This is a genomic window from Bacillus sp. FSL H8-0534 (assembly GCF_038005885.1).
Lineage (GTDB): Bacteria > Bacillota > Bacilli > Bacillales > Bacillaceae_G > Bacillus_A > Bacillus_A pseudomycoides.
Genome location: NZ_JBBOUC010000001.1, coordinates 4296666 through 4313503, shown reverse-complemented (window position 1 = coordinate 4313503; position 16838 = coordinate 4296666). Strand labels below are relative to the sequence as shown.

The following is a 16838-nucleotide window of genomic DNA, read 5'->3' as shown; positions in this document are numbered from 1 at the left end:
CTTTCTAAAAAGAAAACCTCCGCACTTCGGAGGCTCCTTTACTTCTGTAACGTGTTACGAATTTGTTCCATTCGCATTTTTCCCCAATCATACATCATTTCGACGATTGGTAAAAGCGTCATACCTAAATCAGTCATAAAGTACTCTACCCGCGGAGGTACTTCTGGATATACTGTCCGATCAATGATTCCATCTTCCATTAATTCTTTTAATTGATTAGATAAAACCTTATGAGAAATGTTTGGGAATAGTCGTTGTAACTCACTAAAGCGATGCGACCCTTCTACACCTAGATGCCACAAGATTACAACTTTCCACTTTCCGCTAATAATAGAAAGCGTCAATTCTTTTTCACAATTAAAATCACCGTTTTGTATTTTTTCTTGAATATCTTTTCGAATATTTTCAGACATCAATAGTCTCCTAACTCTATATCACTGTTGTTTCTTACAATAAAAAGCATCCTCACCATTGTAAAGGAGAGATGAAAAGATGTCTAAAAAAGTAATCCTACGTACAAAAAGAAGCCGCACAAACGGCTTCTTTTTTATTAGTTATCGTCCATTTTTAATACAGCCATGAATGCTTCTTGTGGCACTTCTACAGAACCAACAGACTTCATACGTTTTTTACCTTCTTTTTGTTTATCAAGAAGTTTACGTTTACGAGAAATGTCACCACCATAACATTTTGCAAGTACGTTTTTACGCATCGCTTTAATTGTAGAACGCGCTACAACTTTGTTCCCAATTGTCGCTTGAATTGGTACTTCAAACTGTTGTCTTGGAATTAATTCTTTTAATTTTTCTACAATTACTTTACCACGATCATAGGCTGAATCGCGATGTACAATGAATGATAAAGCATCGACTTGTTCATTATTTAATAAAATATCCATCTTCACAAGTCTAGACGGTTTGTAACCGATTAACTCGTAATCAAATGATGCATACCCTTTCGTATTAGACTTCAATTGATCAAAGAAGTCGTATACGATTTCAGAAAGTGGGATCTCATATGTTAACGTAACACGTGTTTCATCTAAATATTGCATATCAAGGAATGTACCACGTTTCCCTTGGCAAATTTCCATTACAGCACCAACGTAATCATTTGGAACCATAATCGTCGCTTTTACAAACGGTTCTTCCACACGGTCAATAGATTGCGGATCTGGCATGTTAGATGGGTTATCAACAATAAGATCTTCACCGCTCGTTAAATATACTTTATAAATAACACTTGGCGCCGTTGTAATTAAATCAATCTTAAATTCACGTTCAATACGTTCTTGAATGATTTCCATGTGAAGTAACCCTAAGAAGCCACAACGGAAACCGAATCCTAATGCTTGAGATGTTTCTGGCTCAAATTCAAGAGCAGAATCATTCAATTCAAGTTTTTCTAATGCATCACGTAAATCGTTATAACGCGCCGAATCGATTGGATATAAACCACAGAATACCATTGGGTTTAATTTACGATAACCTGGTAATGGTTCTGCTGCTGGACGTTTCGCATGTGTGATTGTATCACCAACGCGTGTGTCTCCTACATTTTTAATAGATGCTGCTAGGAATCCTACATCACCTACTGTTAACTCTTCACGCTGCGTTGTTTTCGGTGTAAATACACCTACTTCTGTTACCTCAAATTCTTTACCAGTTGCCATCATACGTACTTTATCGCCAACTTTTACTGTACCGTTCACAACACGGATATACGCAATTACACCGCGATATGGGTCATATAAAGAGTCAAAAATCATACATTGAAGTGGCTCTTCCGGGTCACCTTCTGGAGCTGGTACTTTTTCAACGATTTGTTCTAAAATATCTTCAATCCCAATTCCAGCCTTTGCGGAAGCAAGTACAGCTTCTGATGCATCTAAACCAATTACATCTTCTACTTCTTGACGAACACGCTCTGGGTCAGCACTTGGCAAATCGATTTTATTAATAACCGGTAAAATTTCTAAATTATTATCAAGCGCTAAATACACGTTCGCTAACGTTTGCGCTTCAATACCTTGCGCTGCATCGACAACAAGGATAGCACCTTCACAAGCCGCTAAACTACGAGATACTTCGTACGTAAAGTCGACGTGCCCTGGTGTATCGATTAAGTGAAGAGTATATTCTTCACCGTTTTTTGCCGTATACGTTAATTGAACTGCATTTAATTTAATTGTAATACCACGCTCACGCTCTAAATCCATAGAGTCAAGTAATTGAGCTTTCATTTCGCGCTGTGTTAACGCATTTGTTTTCTCCAAAATACGATCTGCCAACGTTGACTTTCCGTGGTCAATATGAGCAATGATGGAGAAGTTACGAATGTTGGACTGTCTTTTTGCTCTTTCTTCTTTATTCATCTATGTTCTCAACTCCTAATAGTCTCGCCAATATACACTAGCACTGATTATATCAATAGAGCAGCAAAGATTCAATGAAAACTCGTGCTGCTTATAAGACAAATCTTCCTCTCTTTATCTTATGCGAGCAGATCAAACGAGACAAACCTTTTTATAACAAAAAAATGGTTGTCTTACAAAATGATAAGACAACCTCTGTTTATTCTCCCAATTGGCTAAAAATATCTTTTATTTTCCCAATTACTATATCTGTACTAAACTTAGCGATACTTCGAACAAATTCTGCGATTCCCATTCCCAGTCCTTCTACAACATTAAAACTTCTGAGACTTTCTAACTGTTTTTGTTTTTCACTTGCTGAAAATGTACCTCCTAAAATTTCTAAATCAACATTTTCACTTCCAGTTCCCGTCATTCGTGCAACTTGTTCATATGTTGGCTGCCGATAGCCTTTCATGCTTTTTAAGCCATGATTAACGATTCCAATTCCGATTAGCATCACAAACAAAAACAGAATAACGCAGCACACACATTGAAGCGTAAATCTACTCAACTACTTTCGCCTCTTCTCATCAATGCGTATATGCACCTGTATTATCTTGGTCAATTTGATGATGAAGTGCAGCATTTAAACCACTCGCTATTACATTTGCCATATCTTCAATAAATGCATCTACTTCTTTCGGCGTCACCATTAAATTATGACCAAGAGGAGCTAATACTTCGTAAATTAATTTTCGTTTTTCTTCATCTTCCAATGTGCCCACTGCCCCTAAAAACATATTACGGCTTTTTTCATCCGGCATATCTTCCTCTGTTAGTTTCTTCTTTTCTCCAAATGTAAAACCTGCTGGCAATAAAGATCGAGACGGCTTATCTCCTTCTCTCATTTCACGTCCAAAATGTTTTAGGATAAAATCAATTGTATCGCTCGTAATGGAAACAGCATCTACAACCGTCGGAACGCCGATAGCAATCACAGGAATTCCTAGCGTTTCTTTACTTAGTTCTTTTCGTTTATTTCCTACACCAGATCCAGGATGAATTCCCGTATCTGAAATCTGTATCGTACTGTTTACTCGTTCAATAGACCTTGCAGCAAGCGCATCGATAGCGATAACAAAATCCGGCTTTGTTTTTTCAATGATACCGTAAATGACGTCACTTGTTTCAATCCCTGTAATCCCCATTACACCTGGACGAATTGCACTAACTGGGCGATACCCTTCCTCTACACTTTCAGGTTGTAATTTAAAAAGATGGCGTGTCACAAGCACATTCTCTACAACAATCGGACCAAGTGCATCTGGTGTGACATTCCAATTCCCTAGCCCTACAATTAAGCAGCTTGCTTCTTTGGTTATTCCAATTTCTCCTAATAAGTAAGAGAATTCTTTTGCAAAAATACGTTCCACTTTTTGCTGAAGTTCCGTATCTTGCTGGCGGATCCCTTGCACTTCAAGCGTTAAATAATTCCCGGCTTTTTTACCCATCGATTCAGAAGCACTTTCATCGATTATCACTTTCGTAATCGTAATCCCTTCTTCTTCACGCTCTTTTACAACAACACCTTCGATTCCCGTTTGTTTTTGTTGACGTTCTTGTAACATTTGATGCGCTTCTACTGCAAGGTCTGTCCTAACGCTATATTTACTTAAATCTAATGGTTCTTTCATCGTATCTCCTCCGCTTTTAATAGTAAATATCGTTAGATTTCCCAAAATTATATAAGGCCATTCTTTCCCTTACATGAAATTTCATTGATCTCGCTATTGCAATTCTCTTCTCCGTTTGATAGAATATCACTTGTTCTATGTAAGTATCGAGTCACTCGATCGCACCAGGGAGGTGAAAAGTATGGCAAACATTAAATCTGCTATCAAACGCGCTAAACTTAGCGAAGAGCGTCGTGCACATAACGCTTCTATCAAGTCTGACATGCGTTCAGCTGTTAAAACTGTAGAAGCTTTAGTTACTAATAACGATCTTGAAAATGCTAAAGAAGCTTTCAAAACTGCTTCTAAAAAACTTGACAAAGCAGCTCGTAAAGGTCTTATCCACCAAAACGCTGCAGCTCGTCAAAAATCTCGCTTAGCGAAACAAGTAAACGCGTAAGGCGTTTAAAAAACGATCCATTTGGATCGTTTTTTTATATACAAAAAAGTCCATGCAGCAGATGACATGAACTTTTTTATTTTATCCAGCTATAGCAACTAGAATCTCCGGCCATTTCACCCTCTCGATTGAAGCCAAAAACACTTCTCGGTGGGGGGCTCCAATGACCTGTGATTCTGAGCGAACTGCCTCCGCTTTTATTTTACCCAATATGATTTAAACGCATTAAGAAAAACTCCAAGACAAGCTTTTTATCCATTTTCCCTGTTTTCATACTATAATCAGCTTCAGCTAGCTCTAAAATAACTTTTTTCAATTCTTCAAACGAGAAAAATTTCGTTTGATTCATCGCCAACTTTACTCGGTACGGGTGAACACCAATATGCGAAGCAATTTGATTTTGTCCATATCCACGTTGCTGTAATTCCTTCACTTGGTACAGTAAACGAAATTGACTCACTAATAACGCCAATAATTTAATTGGTTCCTCTTGCTGCGTAAATAGTCCATCTAGAATTAGCATAGCCCCAGCAATATCTTTTTTTACTACCTTTTCTGTTAACGCAAACACATTTTGTTCAACCGATTTTGGTACCAGTTCCGCTACAAGCCCTGTTGTAATTTCTCCACCTATACCAACATAAAGGGTCAACTTGTCCATTTCCTTTGCTAGCATCGTTACATTGCTTCCTACAAGCTCCAATAGTAAACTAACAGCTGCTTCCTCAATATGTACATGCACTTCATCTACACGGGCCACAATCCATTTACGAACGTCCTGTACTTGCATCGTACTTGCTTCTACTACATCTGCCGTTTTCTTTAATAATTTTGTGATTTTTTTCCGCTCATCTAATTTTTCATAAGGAGCTACAAATACAACAATCGAAAATGGAGATGGTTCTGCAACATACTCCTCCAAAATCTTTAGATTTTGTTCTAGTTTTTCTTTTTGTGATGTTAAAAACAATGGGGATTTAACTAGTAGTATTTTACGTTCTCCAAAAAAAGGAAGCGTCCGTGCATCTTCTATTACATCTTCCAAATACGCTTCTTCTAAGTCATATGTTACAACATTAAACTCACGATCTTCTTCAGCTAGCGCTTCCGTTGTTATAAGCTTTATTGTTTCATTTATAAAATAAACTTCCGTTCCATATATTAAATAAAGTGGTGCAAACTGTTTCTTTTTAATCTTCTTATGTATATCACTCATGCTTTTTCCTACTCCCTAATTTGGCAATATATCTCTATACTAATGTGGTATCTTTTGTTTTACAAGTACAAAGGAACAGGTTTAAACTAACCCGTCCCTTTATCTATATAAAACGCCACGCAATAAGTCCCGGGATTCTTATTGGTGTGCGGTAACCACTTTACTGTTATTATTCGCAACTGCCGGATAAGTATAATTGTTAACTGTTAACATGCATGGAAATCAAATTTCCATCTTCTTTTCACATAAGATTTACCGCCTACTTCTACACACATATTCTCTATCTCCCCCGCTACTCACGTGCAGTAAGACTCTCATCTCAAAATTCAGCGAAAGCAAAAAAGTCAGATATGGGATCAATTGCCCGTAAAAACCCGATTGGTGGGGGGTAATCATCAGCGGAAGAGCAAACCCACTGATTAAAGTCTCCCTTTATCTTCATATGGAAATTGTAGATTTTTTTCTGACAATATCTTATACTAAAATGGAATGTTGGGGAGGGATTCTAAATGAATGAATTTGAGCAAAACGTTCAAAGTAAACGCAATGACGCTATTGATTCAGGGGTAGGTTTTATCGTCTCATTTGGTTTTTTCGCAACACTTTTCATTATTGCAACAATTATTAAATTTATTGGTTCTTAAAGGCTGCTGCTTGCGGCCTTCTTTTTTTCACTTCACCTTTTCTGTGCTTCATCATATGTTAGTTTACTTTGAAACGTTCCTCTTTCGCCTTCAAAAACATAGGAAATAGCTCCTTGCTTGTCTGTTCGCCATATTTCAATATCAAGTTCTAACAAACGCTCTAGCACTTGCCGATGCGGATGACCATATCGATTATGCTCTCCAGCTGAAATAATTGCCTTTTTAGGCTGAATCAGGTGTAAAAAAGAAGATGAGGACGACGTCTTACTACCATGATGCCCAACCTTTAAAATATCCGCTCGCAACTCTGGATACTGCTCTACAATTCGTCGCTCGCCTTTCTCTTCTAGATCTCCAGTAAACAGCCATATAAATCCACCTAGCTTTACCCATAACACAATAGACGAATCGTTATCCTCTTTCTCTCCTCCCTCTGGTGATAGTACAGTAAATATCGCTTCGTCTACTTGCCATCCATCCCCTTCTCCTACAATGTTTATCCTTATATTTTTTTCCTTTGCAATTTTTTTCAATTCTTTTTCGACCACAGCATCTTCTCGCTTCTTCCCAAATACGATTTCCCCTACAGTAATAGCGGATAACAATTCTTTAGCCGCTCCCATATGATCTGTATCTCCATGCGTTACAATCAACTTATCAATTTTCCGAATACCCTCTTTTTGCAAAAATGGAAGGAGAATATCGTGTCCAACAGAAAATTCATGTTTTTTCTTCTGCCATGCTTCTTTTTTTACAGGAATCGTTCCTCCTGTATCAATGAGATAGACCCCCTTTTCATACGGAAGACGAATCAAGATCGCATCCCCTTGTCCAACATCAATAAAAGTCACACTTCCGCTAGTACGGAAATAAGGCGAAATATAATGAAAAATACATATAAAGAGGAAAAACCCAACAGTCAGGAATAAAAACTTTTTTCTAACCACTCTTTCCCACACAATAAATATACTAACGATACTAAAACAATATAAAACTATAAGAAATAAAGGCGTTTGGCCAAAGGTAAAGCGAAGAAACGGGAGATTTTCACAGTACTGAAGAATATCATTAGAAATTGTTAAACATACTGATAACATTTGTGCGAGCCATTTCGCTACGAAAGGTACAAATAGTATACACGCAAAAATTACAATACTACACGGTAACACAACACAAGATAGAAGCGGGACATATAGAAGGTTGAGGAAAATACTATATGGAGAAAAATAACCAAAATGATATAACAAAATAGGAGTACTAGCAAGTTGTGAAATAACAGAAAGATAGATTGTATTTTGAATCAGACCATTATCATGCCGTAATAGCCTACTTGCTGACAGCAATAACGCAAAACTACCAACAAACGAAAATTGAAATCCAATATCAAAAGCCATATAAGGGTTATATAAAAGCATTAATACAGCCGTCATACTAAGCGCATCTAAACTCGAAACACGGATAGAATGCATTAGTGCTAGCAACAACATAACACCCGTTACAGAAGCCCTCATGACAGATGGAGACGCCCCTGCTAAAAACATATACAGCGGAATGCAAATAATGAGGCAGATTGTCGCCATTTCCCTCGTTACACCAATCCGTAGTAGAACAAAGTAGCCAATCGCCATTAATAATACAATATGTGATCCTGAAATGGCTAATAAGTGGATAAGACCAAACTGTTGGTATTGTTCTTCTACTTCAAATGTCATCAGTTGCCGATCTCCAAACAACAACGCATTCATAAACGCTCCGGATTGCCCAGGAAACATTTCTGCGACTATCGACATCGCATTTTGGCGTAATAAAAAGACCCACTGTGTAAACGTCAAAGATTTTTGGATACAATTTGAAATCTCTTTTGCTTCGAATAAAAAGTGAATCTTTTGCTTATGTAAGTAGTCACGATAGTCGAACCCGTGGAAATTCCGTGCTTCTGACGGCACTTTCATTTCTCCTTGAAATGTACAACTCATACCAGCATGTAATTTCTGCAACTGTTCTTTTTGTTCAACTGATTGAATTTTGTACATCAATTGCAACGTATCTCTATCATTGACCTCCATTTGAAAAGAGAGTCGATCACCATTTATAAGGGGTGTAGTTTGAATCACACCTTCTGTTATTTCAAAGTCTAACCCTTTTGAATGCTGATTTTTCCATTCAACATATGAGGTATAAAGGAAGCTACCGGAACATGCCAGTATGCAAAAAAAGAGGATTCGACGTGAAGTACGATATATACAAAATAGAATATAACAACAAAATAAACCAATATACAACAATTTAAAGGAGGAACAGGCAATCGCAATCCCAATAACAAACGAGATTGCAATATAGCCCCATTGTCCACGCAACTTATACTCACCCCTTATAGCGGATGTTCAAAAAATCCAGGAAAGATATCTTTCACATTTCTTCGTCTACTTCGCCAATCCGGCACTCATGTAGTTCCATCTACACTCCGCACTCTCCTGACTTCCGCGTCTCGAACTGCCAGACTCTCTTTATCCTCCTTTTGAACACGCACTTATAGTATCTCTTTTGCTCTAGCGAATACTTGTTGTAATTCATTCATTGTTAACTCATCTTTTTCTAAAGATGAAAACAGTTCTTTTAATTGCAAATGACGTTCTTGTTGCTCTAACGTTGTAATATCATATTCTAACGGAACATGTTTCACAGTGACATTTGCTTGTTCGAATAGTTCCACAGCATACGGGTGATTTTTATAGTCTTGTGCGTAATAAACAGCTGTAATACCACTTTGAATAATGGCTTTACAACATTGTAAACAAGGAAAGTGTGTAACATAAATTTCCGCACCTTCTGTTTTCGCACCAAATTTTGCACATTGCAACAGTGCATTCATTTCAGCATGAATTGTACGAACACAATGATTATCAATGATATAACACCCATCATCTATACAATGCACACCACCTGTGATTGAACCGTTATATCCACCCGCAATAATTCGCTTATCGCGGACAATTGTCGCTCCTACTGCAAGCCTTGTACACGTACTACGTAGCGATAATAAGTGACTTTGCGTCATAAAATATTGATCCCAAGAAATTCGTTCCATATCTTTTCACCTACTTTTTCATCTACTTGTAGTGTAGCGAAAGAAGAAAAAGTTCGTCAATCCTTTATGGAATAATTATTTTATCTTTTATTTTTTCAAGCGATTTCTCTCCAATGCCATCTACCTCCAATAAATCTTCCATTTTTTGAAACGGCCCATGTCCTTCTCGATATTTCAAAATATTTTCTGCTTTCCGAGGCCCAATTCCCGTTATTTTTTCGAGCTGCTCTTTTGAAGCAACATTAATTTGAATTTTCTCCTCCTGCCGCCCTGAAGGTAGATTGGCTCCTTGAACTTGCTCTCCTTTTCTCGGGACATAGAGTAACATTTGATCTTGCATAAGCTGCGCTAAGTTCACTTTTCCCATATCCGCTTCAGGTAAAAAACCACCCGCTTTTTCAATCCCGTCTTTCACGCGTGCACCCGCTCCTACCTCATATACACCTTCGCGATACACAGCACCTTTTATATCAATCATAATTGTTTTTTTCTGTCCATTTGATTCTGCTACTTTCAATTTACCTTTTCTCTCTTCGCTCTTCACATTTGTATCAAGTTTCACGGTCGGTTGCACAGCTTGTTGCTTCGTCTGCCACATAAACAGTATAAATACGACGCCAATAGCCCCTAATAAAGCAAGCCACTTCTTTTGAAAATTCCGCATAATTTTAATACCTCCAATTCATAAATTCACAACATGGTTCATATTGTTTAGGAGAAAGATGTTACGAAGGAGGGATGAAACATTGAACATAGGAATTATAGGGACAGGAAACATGGGGAATATACTAATCGATGCATTTTTAGAAACCCGTGCTGTCAAACCTTCGTGCCTTACTATTATTAATCGTACGCCTGCCAAAGCATATCATATAAAAGAGAAGTATCCTTCTGTTCATATAGCAAAGACAGTGCAAGAGGTAATTGAACGTTCAGAGCTTATTTTTATTTGCGTTAAACCTTTAGACATCTATCCAATTTTAAAAAAACACACTGCCCACTTTACTGATGAAAAATGTTTAATTTCTATTACAAGCCCCATATCAGCAGCTCAATTAGAACAGGTTGTATCTTGTCACGTCGCACGTATTATTCCGAGCATTACAAACCGCGCATTCTCTGGCGCCTCACTATTCACATTCGGGAAAAACTGTTCGAAAGAATGGGAACAAAAGTTACTTCGTTTGTTTAAAAATATTTCTACACCTATTGTGATCGGAGAAGATATTACACGAGTTTCATCTGACATTGCAAGCTGCGGACCCGCATTCTTCAGCTACTTACTACAATGTTTCATTGATGCTGCTGTGGATAAAACAAATATTACTCATGAAGAAGCAACTACTTTAGCAAGTGAAATGATTATTGGGATGGGGAAATTACTAGAAAAAGAAATTTTCACATTACCAACTCTACAAGAGAAAGTATGTGTAAAAGGCGGTGTTACAGGAGAGGGTATTCGTATTTTAGAGGATCACGTCGGAGATATGTTCCATAAATTATTCGAGCGGACACATGAAAAATACGATGAAGATTTAGAAGGCGTTGAACAACAATTTAATAAGCACACGTAAATAATACGCCACAATGATACAGAATCCTCTTAAAAACCCTTCTCTTTTTCTCATCCTATTTTTTATCAAACCCTTATTTTTAGATTTTATAGGTATTACTTTTCTACTTTTCTATAAATAAAATACTGTATTCTAAACAAAAAAAAGCAACCTAATCGGTTGCTTTTTTTATCCATTCTTTTTCGCCATAAAAAAGATACGTTCCGTTTGTTCAGTTACTTCCATTCGTTCAAAATCACCCGTTACACGAAGTACTGTAAATCCAGCTTCTTCAAGCCATTTTGTTAACAATTCAACTGAATAGGCACGTTGCATATGACTTTCATCAAAGCGATGATATACACCTTCCTCTGGATCCTGTACAAAGAATGACAAGTCATGTTCTACACTATCTGATTCTTCGCCAGGGAAGCAGTTCCAAATGAGAGCTATCTCTTCCCCATTGACTGTGTACGTTTCATTTTGAAAGACATGATAAATTTTATATAAAGAGTGTACATCAAATAAGAACAGACCATCTTGACACAAATGGTGAAATACTCGTCTGAATGTTTCTTGTATCCCCTCTTCTTGCAATACATAATTTAATGAATCACAAAAGATTGTCACACAATCAAATTCACCAGGAACATCCAGTTCTCTCATATCCTGTTGATAAAAAGGAATAAAATACCCTTCTCCCCCTAGCTTTTGCTGGGCAACTGTTAGCATTTCTTCTGAAAGATCGACACCAATCATGTCATAACCTTTTCGCACAAGCGGAAGTGTTACATTCCCAGTCCCGCACGCTACATCAAGAATCTTCGCCTCTTTCATGCCTGCCTGCTGTAAGCTTTCCTCTGTGAATTCTACCCATTTATCATATGGGACATCATTCATGAGTTCATCATACAACAATGCAAATTGCTCATATCTCATTAGCTTAACTCTTCTGTAATATCTTCACGTGGCACATCGCCCCATAGACGCTCTAAATTATAATGATCACGCTCATCTTTATGGAATACATGCGCAACTACATCACCAAGGTCCACTAGAACCCAACGCGCTTCATCGAAGCCTTCCATACGTTGTACGTCGATTTGGAATTCATGTGCCTTCGCTTTAATTTCACGTGCAATTGCTTGTACTTGCTTATCAGAATTCCCGTGACAAATAATAAAATAATCTGCAATTGGTGAAATTCCTTGCATGTTTAGTACAACCATATCTTCTGCTCTTTTATCATCAGCTGCTTTTGCTGCTATTACTAATAACTCTTTATCTTTCATTCAGTAATTTCCTCCTTCAGTACCGCATTGTATGTTTGAAATGTTAACGGATAGATCGTTTGATCCTTTTCCATTAAAAATTGAATCGTACGTTTTAATGCAAATAATAAAGCTTTATTTATATCTTCCTGTGCTAATTTCCGTGCTTCTTCCACACCTGGAAATTTGCGTCCAGGTTCAATATAATCTGCCACATAAATAACTTTATCAAGCATTGTCATCTCTTCATGACCGCTTGTATGATATGTAATAGCTTGCAGAATTTCAGAGTCCGTAATGCCGACTTCTTTTTCTACTAAGTATGCCCCAACTGGTGCATGCCATAACTCTTTGTTGTAGTGAAGTAAATCTTTTGGCAACTCTTCCTGCTTAATAATGTCTTCCATCTCTTGAATCGGTCTACATTTTGCATAATCATGAAATATAGCAGCCATTTCTGCTTTCTTCTCATCCACGCCATATAGCTTAGCAAGTTCAATTGCCGTTTCCATTACACCAATTGTATGTATATAACGTTTTTCATGCATTTGTTGTTTTACAATCTCAAGTGCTTTCTCACGATTCATACAACCCATTCCTCTCGATATATACCTGTACTTGTTCTGGAAGCAAATATTTGCACGTTTTCTTCTCTTTATATCTCTCACGTAACAAGGAAGACGAAACAGCAAATTCCGGAATTTCTACTGTGACGATTTCATAAGGTGTATTTAATGTATACCCCGGTCTTGCAACCCCAACAAAAGTTACAAGTTGAAGTAATTTCTCGATGTTATACCATTTTGGTAAATACTCCACCATATCTCCGCCAATAATAAAATGAAACTGCGCATCCGGATGCTTCTTAGTTAATTGTAACATAGTGTCATATGTATAGGATGGACCTTCTCTTCTTAACTCTTCTAAACAAACCGAGAAATACTCCTCTTGCTCAATTGCTAACTCTAGCATGTTCAATCGATTTTCTACACTTGTAATACTACGATCTTGTTTATGAGGTGGAATTTGATTCGGCAAAAACCATATTTCATCAAGCGCGAGTGCATCATATACCTCATTTGCAATCAGCAAATGTCCATAATGAGGCGGATCAAACGTGCCGCCAATGATTCCGATTTTTTTCAAATGAAACGCCCCCTTTAATTCACAAGCAGTAATCTTTCCGAAACAGCATGCGGAGAGATTACTGCTTGTAAAAGCTCAATTGGTCTAAACCCTATTATCCCGAACATAGCAAGCATATGCTATGGAAACGACATATACACATCCTGAGCACAGTAAACTTGCTATTATGGAAGTTTGATTTGTTTATTTTCTCTTGATTCTTTATATAAAACAATTGTGCTTCCAATTACTTGGACAATTTCAGCTCTCGCACCTTTAGCCAATTCTTCTGCAACTTCACGACGATCAAATTCACAGTTTTGTAGTACGCTCACTTTGAATAACTCACGAGCTTCTAACGCCTCTGCAATTTGTTTTACCATATTTTCATTTACGCCACCTTTTCCAACTTGAAAAATCGGTGTTAAGTGATGTGCTTTTGCACGTAAAAATCTTTTTTGTTTTCCTGTTAACATATAGTTAGCCTCCAAGCTTTCTCATTACTAATTGTTTCATTTTTTCGATATTCGGCATACGTCCTGTCCACAATTCAAATGCAAGTGCTCCTTGATAAACAAACATATCTATTCCATTCTGTACGATCGCTCCTTTAGCTTTCGCATCTTGCAGAAGCTTTGTCTCAAATGGATTATAAATAATATCCGAGACAATCGTCCCTTGTTTCAAAGATCGAATTTGCAACGGTGTATTTTGGATATGCGGATGCATTCCTATCGTTGTTGTATGAATGATAATATCATAATTCCCTTGTTCTTCAGTTGCTTGCTCTAATGAAAGAGCTTGCGATGTAATCTTTGCTTGGCATCCAGAGAGAAGATGATTTGCCTTTTCCACTGTTCGATTGGCAATATCAATTTCCTTTACACCTGCGTCTGCAAGCGAAAAATAGATAGCACGGCACGCTCCACCTGCACCGAGTAATAAAATACGCTTTTGATAAAGCGGCTCTTTACTAATCGATTGTAATGAACGAACATAACCAATTCCATCTGTATTATAACCAATTAGTTTTCCATCTCTATGAACTACCGTATTCACAGCACCAATTTGCTTTGCTAACGGATCAATTTCATCCAAGTATTTCATAATTGAAACTTTATGTGGAGTCGTGACATTAAATCCTGAAACTCCTAACGCCTTTAACCCTTTCACTGCTTCCCCTAATGTTTCTTCTTCTACAAGAAACGCATGATAATGAGCATCTATATTCAAGTGTTCAAATGCATCGTTATGCATGAGCGGTGACAATGAATGTCCAATTGGATTCCCGATTACACCATATAATTGTTTCATAAATCCCTCTCCATATTAAATTAAAGATTTACGTAATGAAACACTAACTCCTTTTGGTACATGAGCAACGATTTTTGCACCTGGCTCATTTACAGTCACCCATCCTAATCCAGAGAATACAACATCTGTTTTGGGCTCACGAATATTAAATTCATATTTCACAAGCCCAGGCATATTTTCTAGTTCTTCTGGAGTTGGTGGATTTAATAACTCCCCAGCATGTTTTTCATACAATTCATCTGCTTTTTCAAGTTTTGTACGATGAATTGGTAGACGATTTGATAAATGACAAGTGAACGCACGACGACCACCACTAATATAATCAAAACGTGCTAATCCCCCGAAGAATAATGTTTGTTCTTCGTTTAATTGGAATACCATTGGCTTAATTTCCTTCGTTGGTGTAATAAGCTTTAAGCTTTGCTTTCCAACGTAATGTGCCATTTGGTGGTGATTAATAATACCTGGTGTATCATATAAAGAAGATGTTTCATCTAATGGAATGTCAATTAAATCAAGTGTTGTTCCTGGAAAATGAGACGTTGTAATCACATTCTCAGTTTCTTCACTAAATTCTTTAATCATGCGATTAATAAATGTAGATTTCCCAACATTTGTACACCCTACAACGTATACATCCTTACCACCGCGGTACTGTTCAATCGCCTCAGCAAGCTCGCGAATACCTTGTCCTTTTGCTGCACTAATTAAAAAGACATCTTCTGGTTTTAAGCCCAGTTGCTTTGCACTATAACGCATCCAATGTTTTACTTTATCATGCTTTACTGACTTTGGAATTAAATCCGATTTGTTTCCAACAAGCAATACTTTGTTGTTCCCTACAAAACGATGTAAGCCTGGTAACCAACTACCATTGAAGTCAAAAATATCTACAATTTTGACAACAAGCGCGTCTGATTGTCCAATTCCATTTAAAATGCGCAAGAAATCATCATCTGTTAAAGACACATCTTGAATTTCATTATAGTTCTTTAAACGGAAACAACGTTGACAAATCACCTGTTCTTTTTCTAAAGATGAAGTTGGTGCATATCCAACCCCATTTTTATTTTCTGTTTGAATTTCTACACCGCAACCAATACATTTAATTGTTTCAGTCAAACTTTATTCCTCCCAGTTAATTAAACCTTTTTTCTTCATATTGCTCATAATTCTTCGTTCAATTTTTCGATTAAAGCGCGTTACTAGTCCATCTGTTTGTGCCACTGGCACGACTAAAATTGTATATAAACCAACGCGATTCCCGCCTAATACATCCGTTAACAATTGGTCCCCAATAACAACTACTTCATCCGCTTTTAAATTCATTTCTTGTATCGCACGTTTAAAAGCACGAACAAATGGTTTACGTGCGCTATGGATAAAAGGAATGCCAAGTGGATCTGCAAAATCCTTTACACGTTGCTCATTATTATTTGAAACGACCGTTACTTGAATGCCTTGCTCTTTCATTTTTAAAAACCATTGCTCAAGCTTAGGCGTTGCATTCGGGCGATCCCATTCAATTAAAGTATTATCTAAATCAGTAATAATACCTTTGATCCCGCGTTTTTTTAAATCTTCCGGTTGAACATGATATACGTTTTTTACGTATTCATTAGGTAAAAATAATTTCAATTTCTTTCACCTCTTTGAGGAGTTTTCTTAAAATTTTTCGACAACATTTTTCGATAGCGAGCTTGTGGATAACATTGTACACATTTTCCACATCGATATTTCAGTTAATTCAAAATTTATCAACAACTCATACACACCTTATCCACGGTGATATGTGGATAACCAGTTGTTTGTGACTATCATATTTTTTTGATACAGTAGATGCAACAAAGAACCTATCCTTATTATCGGAGGTGACTCACCTTGAAAACGAAACATATGGAACAGTTATCTACTGAGTTACTCACTGAGTCTTATTATAAAGCAAAAGAACTAAAATTAAATCCTGACTTCATTTTACTTATAAAACAAGAAATCATCCGGCGATCATTAGAGGACAAGCTTGTCAAATCGTCTTGAGTACATATAGATTACTGCTTCGCCTGTAAAAAGAGCCATCCTCAAGATGGCTCTTTTATAAAATGAAACTTCCATCCGTGGGAACTTTTCACTCATCACAT

At 37.1% G+C, this 16838-nt stretch carries 20 protein-coding genes; 4 read left to right on the top strand and 16 right to left on the bottom strand.

What is annotated here, in order from left to right; all coding sequences use genetic code 11:
* Positions 1-38 precede the first annotated feature (38 nt).
* From MHH71_RS21915 to gpr, 4 genes are all read right to left on the bottom strand, one after another.
* On the bottom strand, positions 39-413 hold the full coding sequence (locus MHH71_RS21915; RefSeq protein WP_003200619.1) for a winged helix-turn-helix transcriptional regulator: 375 nt from the start codon (positions 411-413) through the stop codon (positions 39-41).
* 137 nt (positions 414-550) lie between these two features.
* Positions 551-2374 carry an elongation factor 4 gene (lepA, locus tag MHH71_RS21910; RefSeq protein ID WP_003200617.1) on the bottom strand — a complete coding sequence of 608 codons (1824 nt, stop codon included), beginning with the start codon at positions 2372-2374 and terminating at the stop codon, positions 551-553.
* A gap of 199 nt (positions 2375-2573) precedes the next feature.
* Positions 2574-2927, bottom strand: a complete 354-nt coding sequence (locus MHH71_RS21905) for a DUF3679 domain-containing protein (RefSeq protein WP_018782546.1) — start codon at positions 2925-2927, stop codon at positions 2574-2576.
* Positions 2928-2946: 19 nt separating this feature from the next.
* Complete coding sequence (gene gpr / locus MHH71_RS21900; RefSeq protein ID WP_006095982.1) at positions 2947-4050, bottom strand: GPR endopeptidase; 1104 nt, start codon at positions 4048-4050, stop codon at positions 2947-2949.
* 181 nt (positions 4051-4231) lie between these two features.
* Here gpr and rpsT point away from each other — a divergent pair, with 181 nt between their 5' ends.
* Entirely contained in the window at positions 4232-4489 is a 258-nt protein-coding gene (gene rpsT, locus MHH71_RS21895; RefSeq protein ID WP_001274011.1) for a 30S ribosomal protein S20, read from the top strand.
* A 202-nt stretch (positions 4490-4691) separates the two neighbouring features.
* Here the strand turns inward: rpsT and holA are convergent, their stop codons facing one another.
* Positions 4692-5705, bottom strand: coding sequence for a DNA polymerase III subunit delta (gene holA / locus MHH71_RS21890; RefSeq protein ID WP_006095981.1), 1014 nt, complete (start codon positions 5703-5705; stop codon positions 4692-4694).
* A gap of 509 nt (positions 5706-6214) precedes the next feature.
* Between holA and MHH71_RS21885 the strand changes: the two genes are divergently transcribed.
* Positions 6215-6349, top strand: a complete 135-nt coding sequence (locus MHH71_RS21885; protein ID WP_001001652.1) for a YqzM family protein — start codon at positions 6215-6217, stop codon at positions 6347-6349.
* A 32-nt stretch (positions 6350-6381) separates the two neighbouring features.
* Here the strand turns inward: MHH71_RS21885 and MHH71_RS21880 are convergent, their stop codons facing one another.
* The 3 genes from MHH71_RS21880 to MHH71_RS21870 form a co-directional block, all read right to left on the bottom strand.
* The gene (locus MHH71_RS21880) at positions 6382-8706 is read right to left on the bottom strand and encodes a DNA internalization-related competence protein ComEC/Rec2 (protein ID WP_006095980.1); all 2325 of its coding nucleotides are present in this window, start codon (positions 8704-8706) and stop codon (positions 6382-6384) included.
* A gap of 173 nt (positions 8707-8879) precedes the next feature.
* Positions 8880-9437 carry a ComE operon protein 2 gene (locus MHH71_RS21875; RefSeq protein ID WP_003200607.1) on the bottom strand — a complete coding sequence of 186 codons (558 nt, stop codon included), beginning with the start codon at positions 9435-9437 and terminating at the stop codon, positions 8880-8882.
* A 64-nt stretch (positions 9438-9501) separates the two neighbouring features.
* Complete coding sequence (locus MHH71_RS21870) at positions 9502-10104, bottom strand: helix-hairpin-helix domain-containing protein (RefSeq protein ID WP_033799101.1); 603 nt, start codon at positions 10102-10104, stop codon at positions 9502-9504.
* 79 nt (positions 10105-10183) lie between these two features.
* On the opposite strand from MHH71_RS21870, the gene comER reads away from it, so the two are divergent.
* Positions 10184-11011 carry a late competence protein ComER gene (gene comER, locus MHH71_RS21865; RefSeq protein ID WP_018782543.1) on the top strand — a complete coding sequence of 276 codons (828 nt, stop codon included), beginning with the start codon at positions 10184-10186 and terminating at the stop codon, positions 11009-11011.
* A 168-nt stretch (positions 11012-11179) separates the two neighbouring features.
* On the opposite strand, the gene MHH71_RS21860 is transcribed toward comER, so the two are convergent.
* From MHH71_RS21860 to MHH71_RS21825, 8 genes are all read right to left on the bottom strand, one after another.
* The gene (locus MHH71_RS21860; RefSeq protein WP_006095978.1) at positions 11180-11929 is read right to left on the bottom strand and encodes a class I SAM-dependent DNA methyltransferase; all 750 of its coding nucleotides are present in this window, start codon (positions 11927-11929) and stop codon (positions 11180-11182) included.
* The gene (gene rsfS, locus MHH71_RS21855) at positions 11929-12282 is read right to left on the bottom strand and encodes a ribosome silencing factor (protein ID WP_033799100.1); all 354 of its coding nucleotides are present in this window, start codon (positions 12280-12282) and stop codon (positions 11929-11931) included. Before rsfS ends, MHH71_RS21860 begins: the two co-directional genes overlap by 1 nt.
* A complete protein-coding gene (yqeK, locus tag MHH71_RS21850) occupies positions 12279-12848 on the bottom strand; it encodes a bis(5'-nucleosyl)-tetraphosphatase (symmetrical) YqeK (RefSeq protein WP_018782542.1) in 570 nt (189 codons plus the stop codon). The genes rsfS and yqeK overlap by 4 nt, the downstream gene beginning before the upstream one ends.
* Entirely contained in the window at positions 12838-13407 is a 570-nt protein-coding gene (locus MHH71_RS21845; protein ID WP_003200594.1) for a nicotinate-nucleotide adenylyltransferase, read from the bottom strand. Before MHH71_RS21845 ends, yqeK begins: the two co-directional genes overlap by 11 nt.
* Before the next feature lie 164 nt (positions 13408-13571).
* On the bottom strand, positions 13572-13862 hold the full coding sequence (gene yhbY / locus MHH71_RS21840; RefSeq protein ID WP_003200592.1) for a ribosome assembly RNA-binding protein YhbY: 291 nt from the start codon (positions 13860-13862) through the stop codon (positions 13572-13574).
* A gap of 4 nt (positions 13863-13866) precedes the next feature.
* Complete coding sequence (gene aroE, locus MHH71_RS21835) at positions 13867-14700, bottom strand: shikimate dehydrogenase (protein ID WP_003208540.1); 834 nt, start codon at positions 14698-14700, stop codon at positions 13867-13869.
* Between the two features lie 15 nt (positions 14701-14715).
* The gene (gene yqeH / locus MHH71_RS21830) at positions 14716-15822 is read right to left on the bottom strand and encodes a ribosome biogenesis GTPase YqeH (RefSeq protein ID WP_003200588.1); all 1107 of its coding nucleotides are present in this window, start codon (positions 15820-15822) and stop codon (positions 14716-14718) included.
* Positions 15823-15825: 3 nt separating this feature from the next.
* On the bottom strand, positions 15826-16338 hold the full coding sequence (locus MHH71_RS21825; RefSeq protein WP_003200585.1) for a YqeG family HAD IIIA-type phosphatase: 513 nt from the start codon (positions 16336-16338) through the stop codon (positions 15826-15828).
* Between the two features lie 243 nt (positions 16339-16581).
* Between MHH71_RS21825 and MHH71_RS21820 the strand changes: the two genes are divergently transcribed.
* Entirely contained in the window at positions 16582-16737 is a 156-nt protein-coding gene (locus MHH71_RS21820; RefSeq protein ID WP_000850094.1) for a sporulation histidine kinase inhibitor Sda, read from the top strand.
* The last annotated feature ends 101 nt before the right edge of the window (positions 16738-16838 follow it).

Bases quoted from the DNA above. Each gene is read 5' to 3' on its own strand.
- gpr (WP_006095982.1), bottom strand. From the start codon at position 4,050: ATGAAAGAACCATTAGATTTAAGTAAATATAGCGTTAGGACAGACCTT.
- MHH71_RS21885 (WP_001001652.1), top strand. From the start codon at position 6,215: ATGAATGAATTTGAGCAAAACGTTCAAAGTAAACGCAATGACGCTATT.
- lepA (WP_003200617.1), bottom strand. From the start codon at position 2,374: ATGAATAAAGAAGAAAGAGCAAAAAGACAGTCCAACATTCGTAACTTC.
- rpsT (WP_001274011.1), top strand. From the start codon at position 4,232: ATGGCAAACATTAAATCTGCTATCAAACGCGCTAAACTTAGCGAAGAG.
- MHH71_RS21875 (WP_003200607.1), bottom strand. From the start codon at position 9,437: ATGGAACGAATTTCTTGGGATCAATATTTTATGACGCAAAGTCACTTA.
- yqeK (WP_018782542.1), bottom strand. From the start codon at position 12,848: ATGAATCGTGAGAAAGCACTTGAGATTGTAAAACAACAAATGCATGAA.
- rsfS (WP_033799100.1), bottom strand. From the start codon at position 12,282: ATGAAAGATAAAGAGTTATTAGTAATAGCAGCAAAAGCAGCTGATGAT.
- MHH71_RS21860 (WP_006095978.1), bottom strand. From the start codon at position 11,929: ATGAGATATGAGCAATTTGCATTGTTGTATGATGAACTCATGAATGAT.
- aroE (WP_003208540.1), bottom strand. From the start codon at position 14,700: ATGAAACAATTATATGGTGTAATCGGGAATCCAATTGGACATTCATTG.
- yhbY (WP_003200592.1), bottom strand. From the start codon at position 13,862: ATGTTAACAGGAAAACAAAAAAGATTTTTACGTGCAAAAGCACATCAC.
- MHH71_RS21915 (WP_003200619.1), bottom strand. From the start codon at position 413: ATGTCTGAAAATATTCGAAAAGATATTCAAGAAAAAATACAAAACGGT.
- holA (WP_006095981.1), bottom strand. From the start codon at position 5,705: ATGAGTGATATACATAAGAAGATTAAAAAGAAACAGTTTGCACCACTT.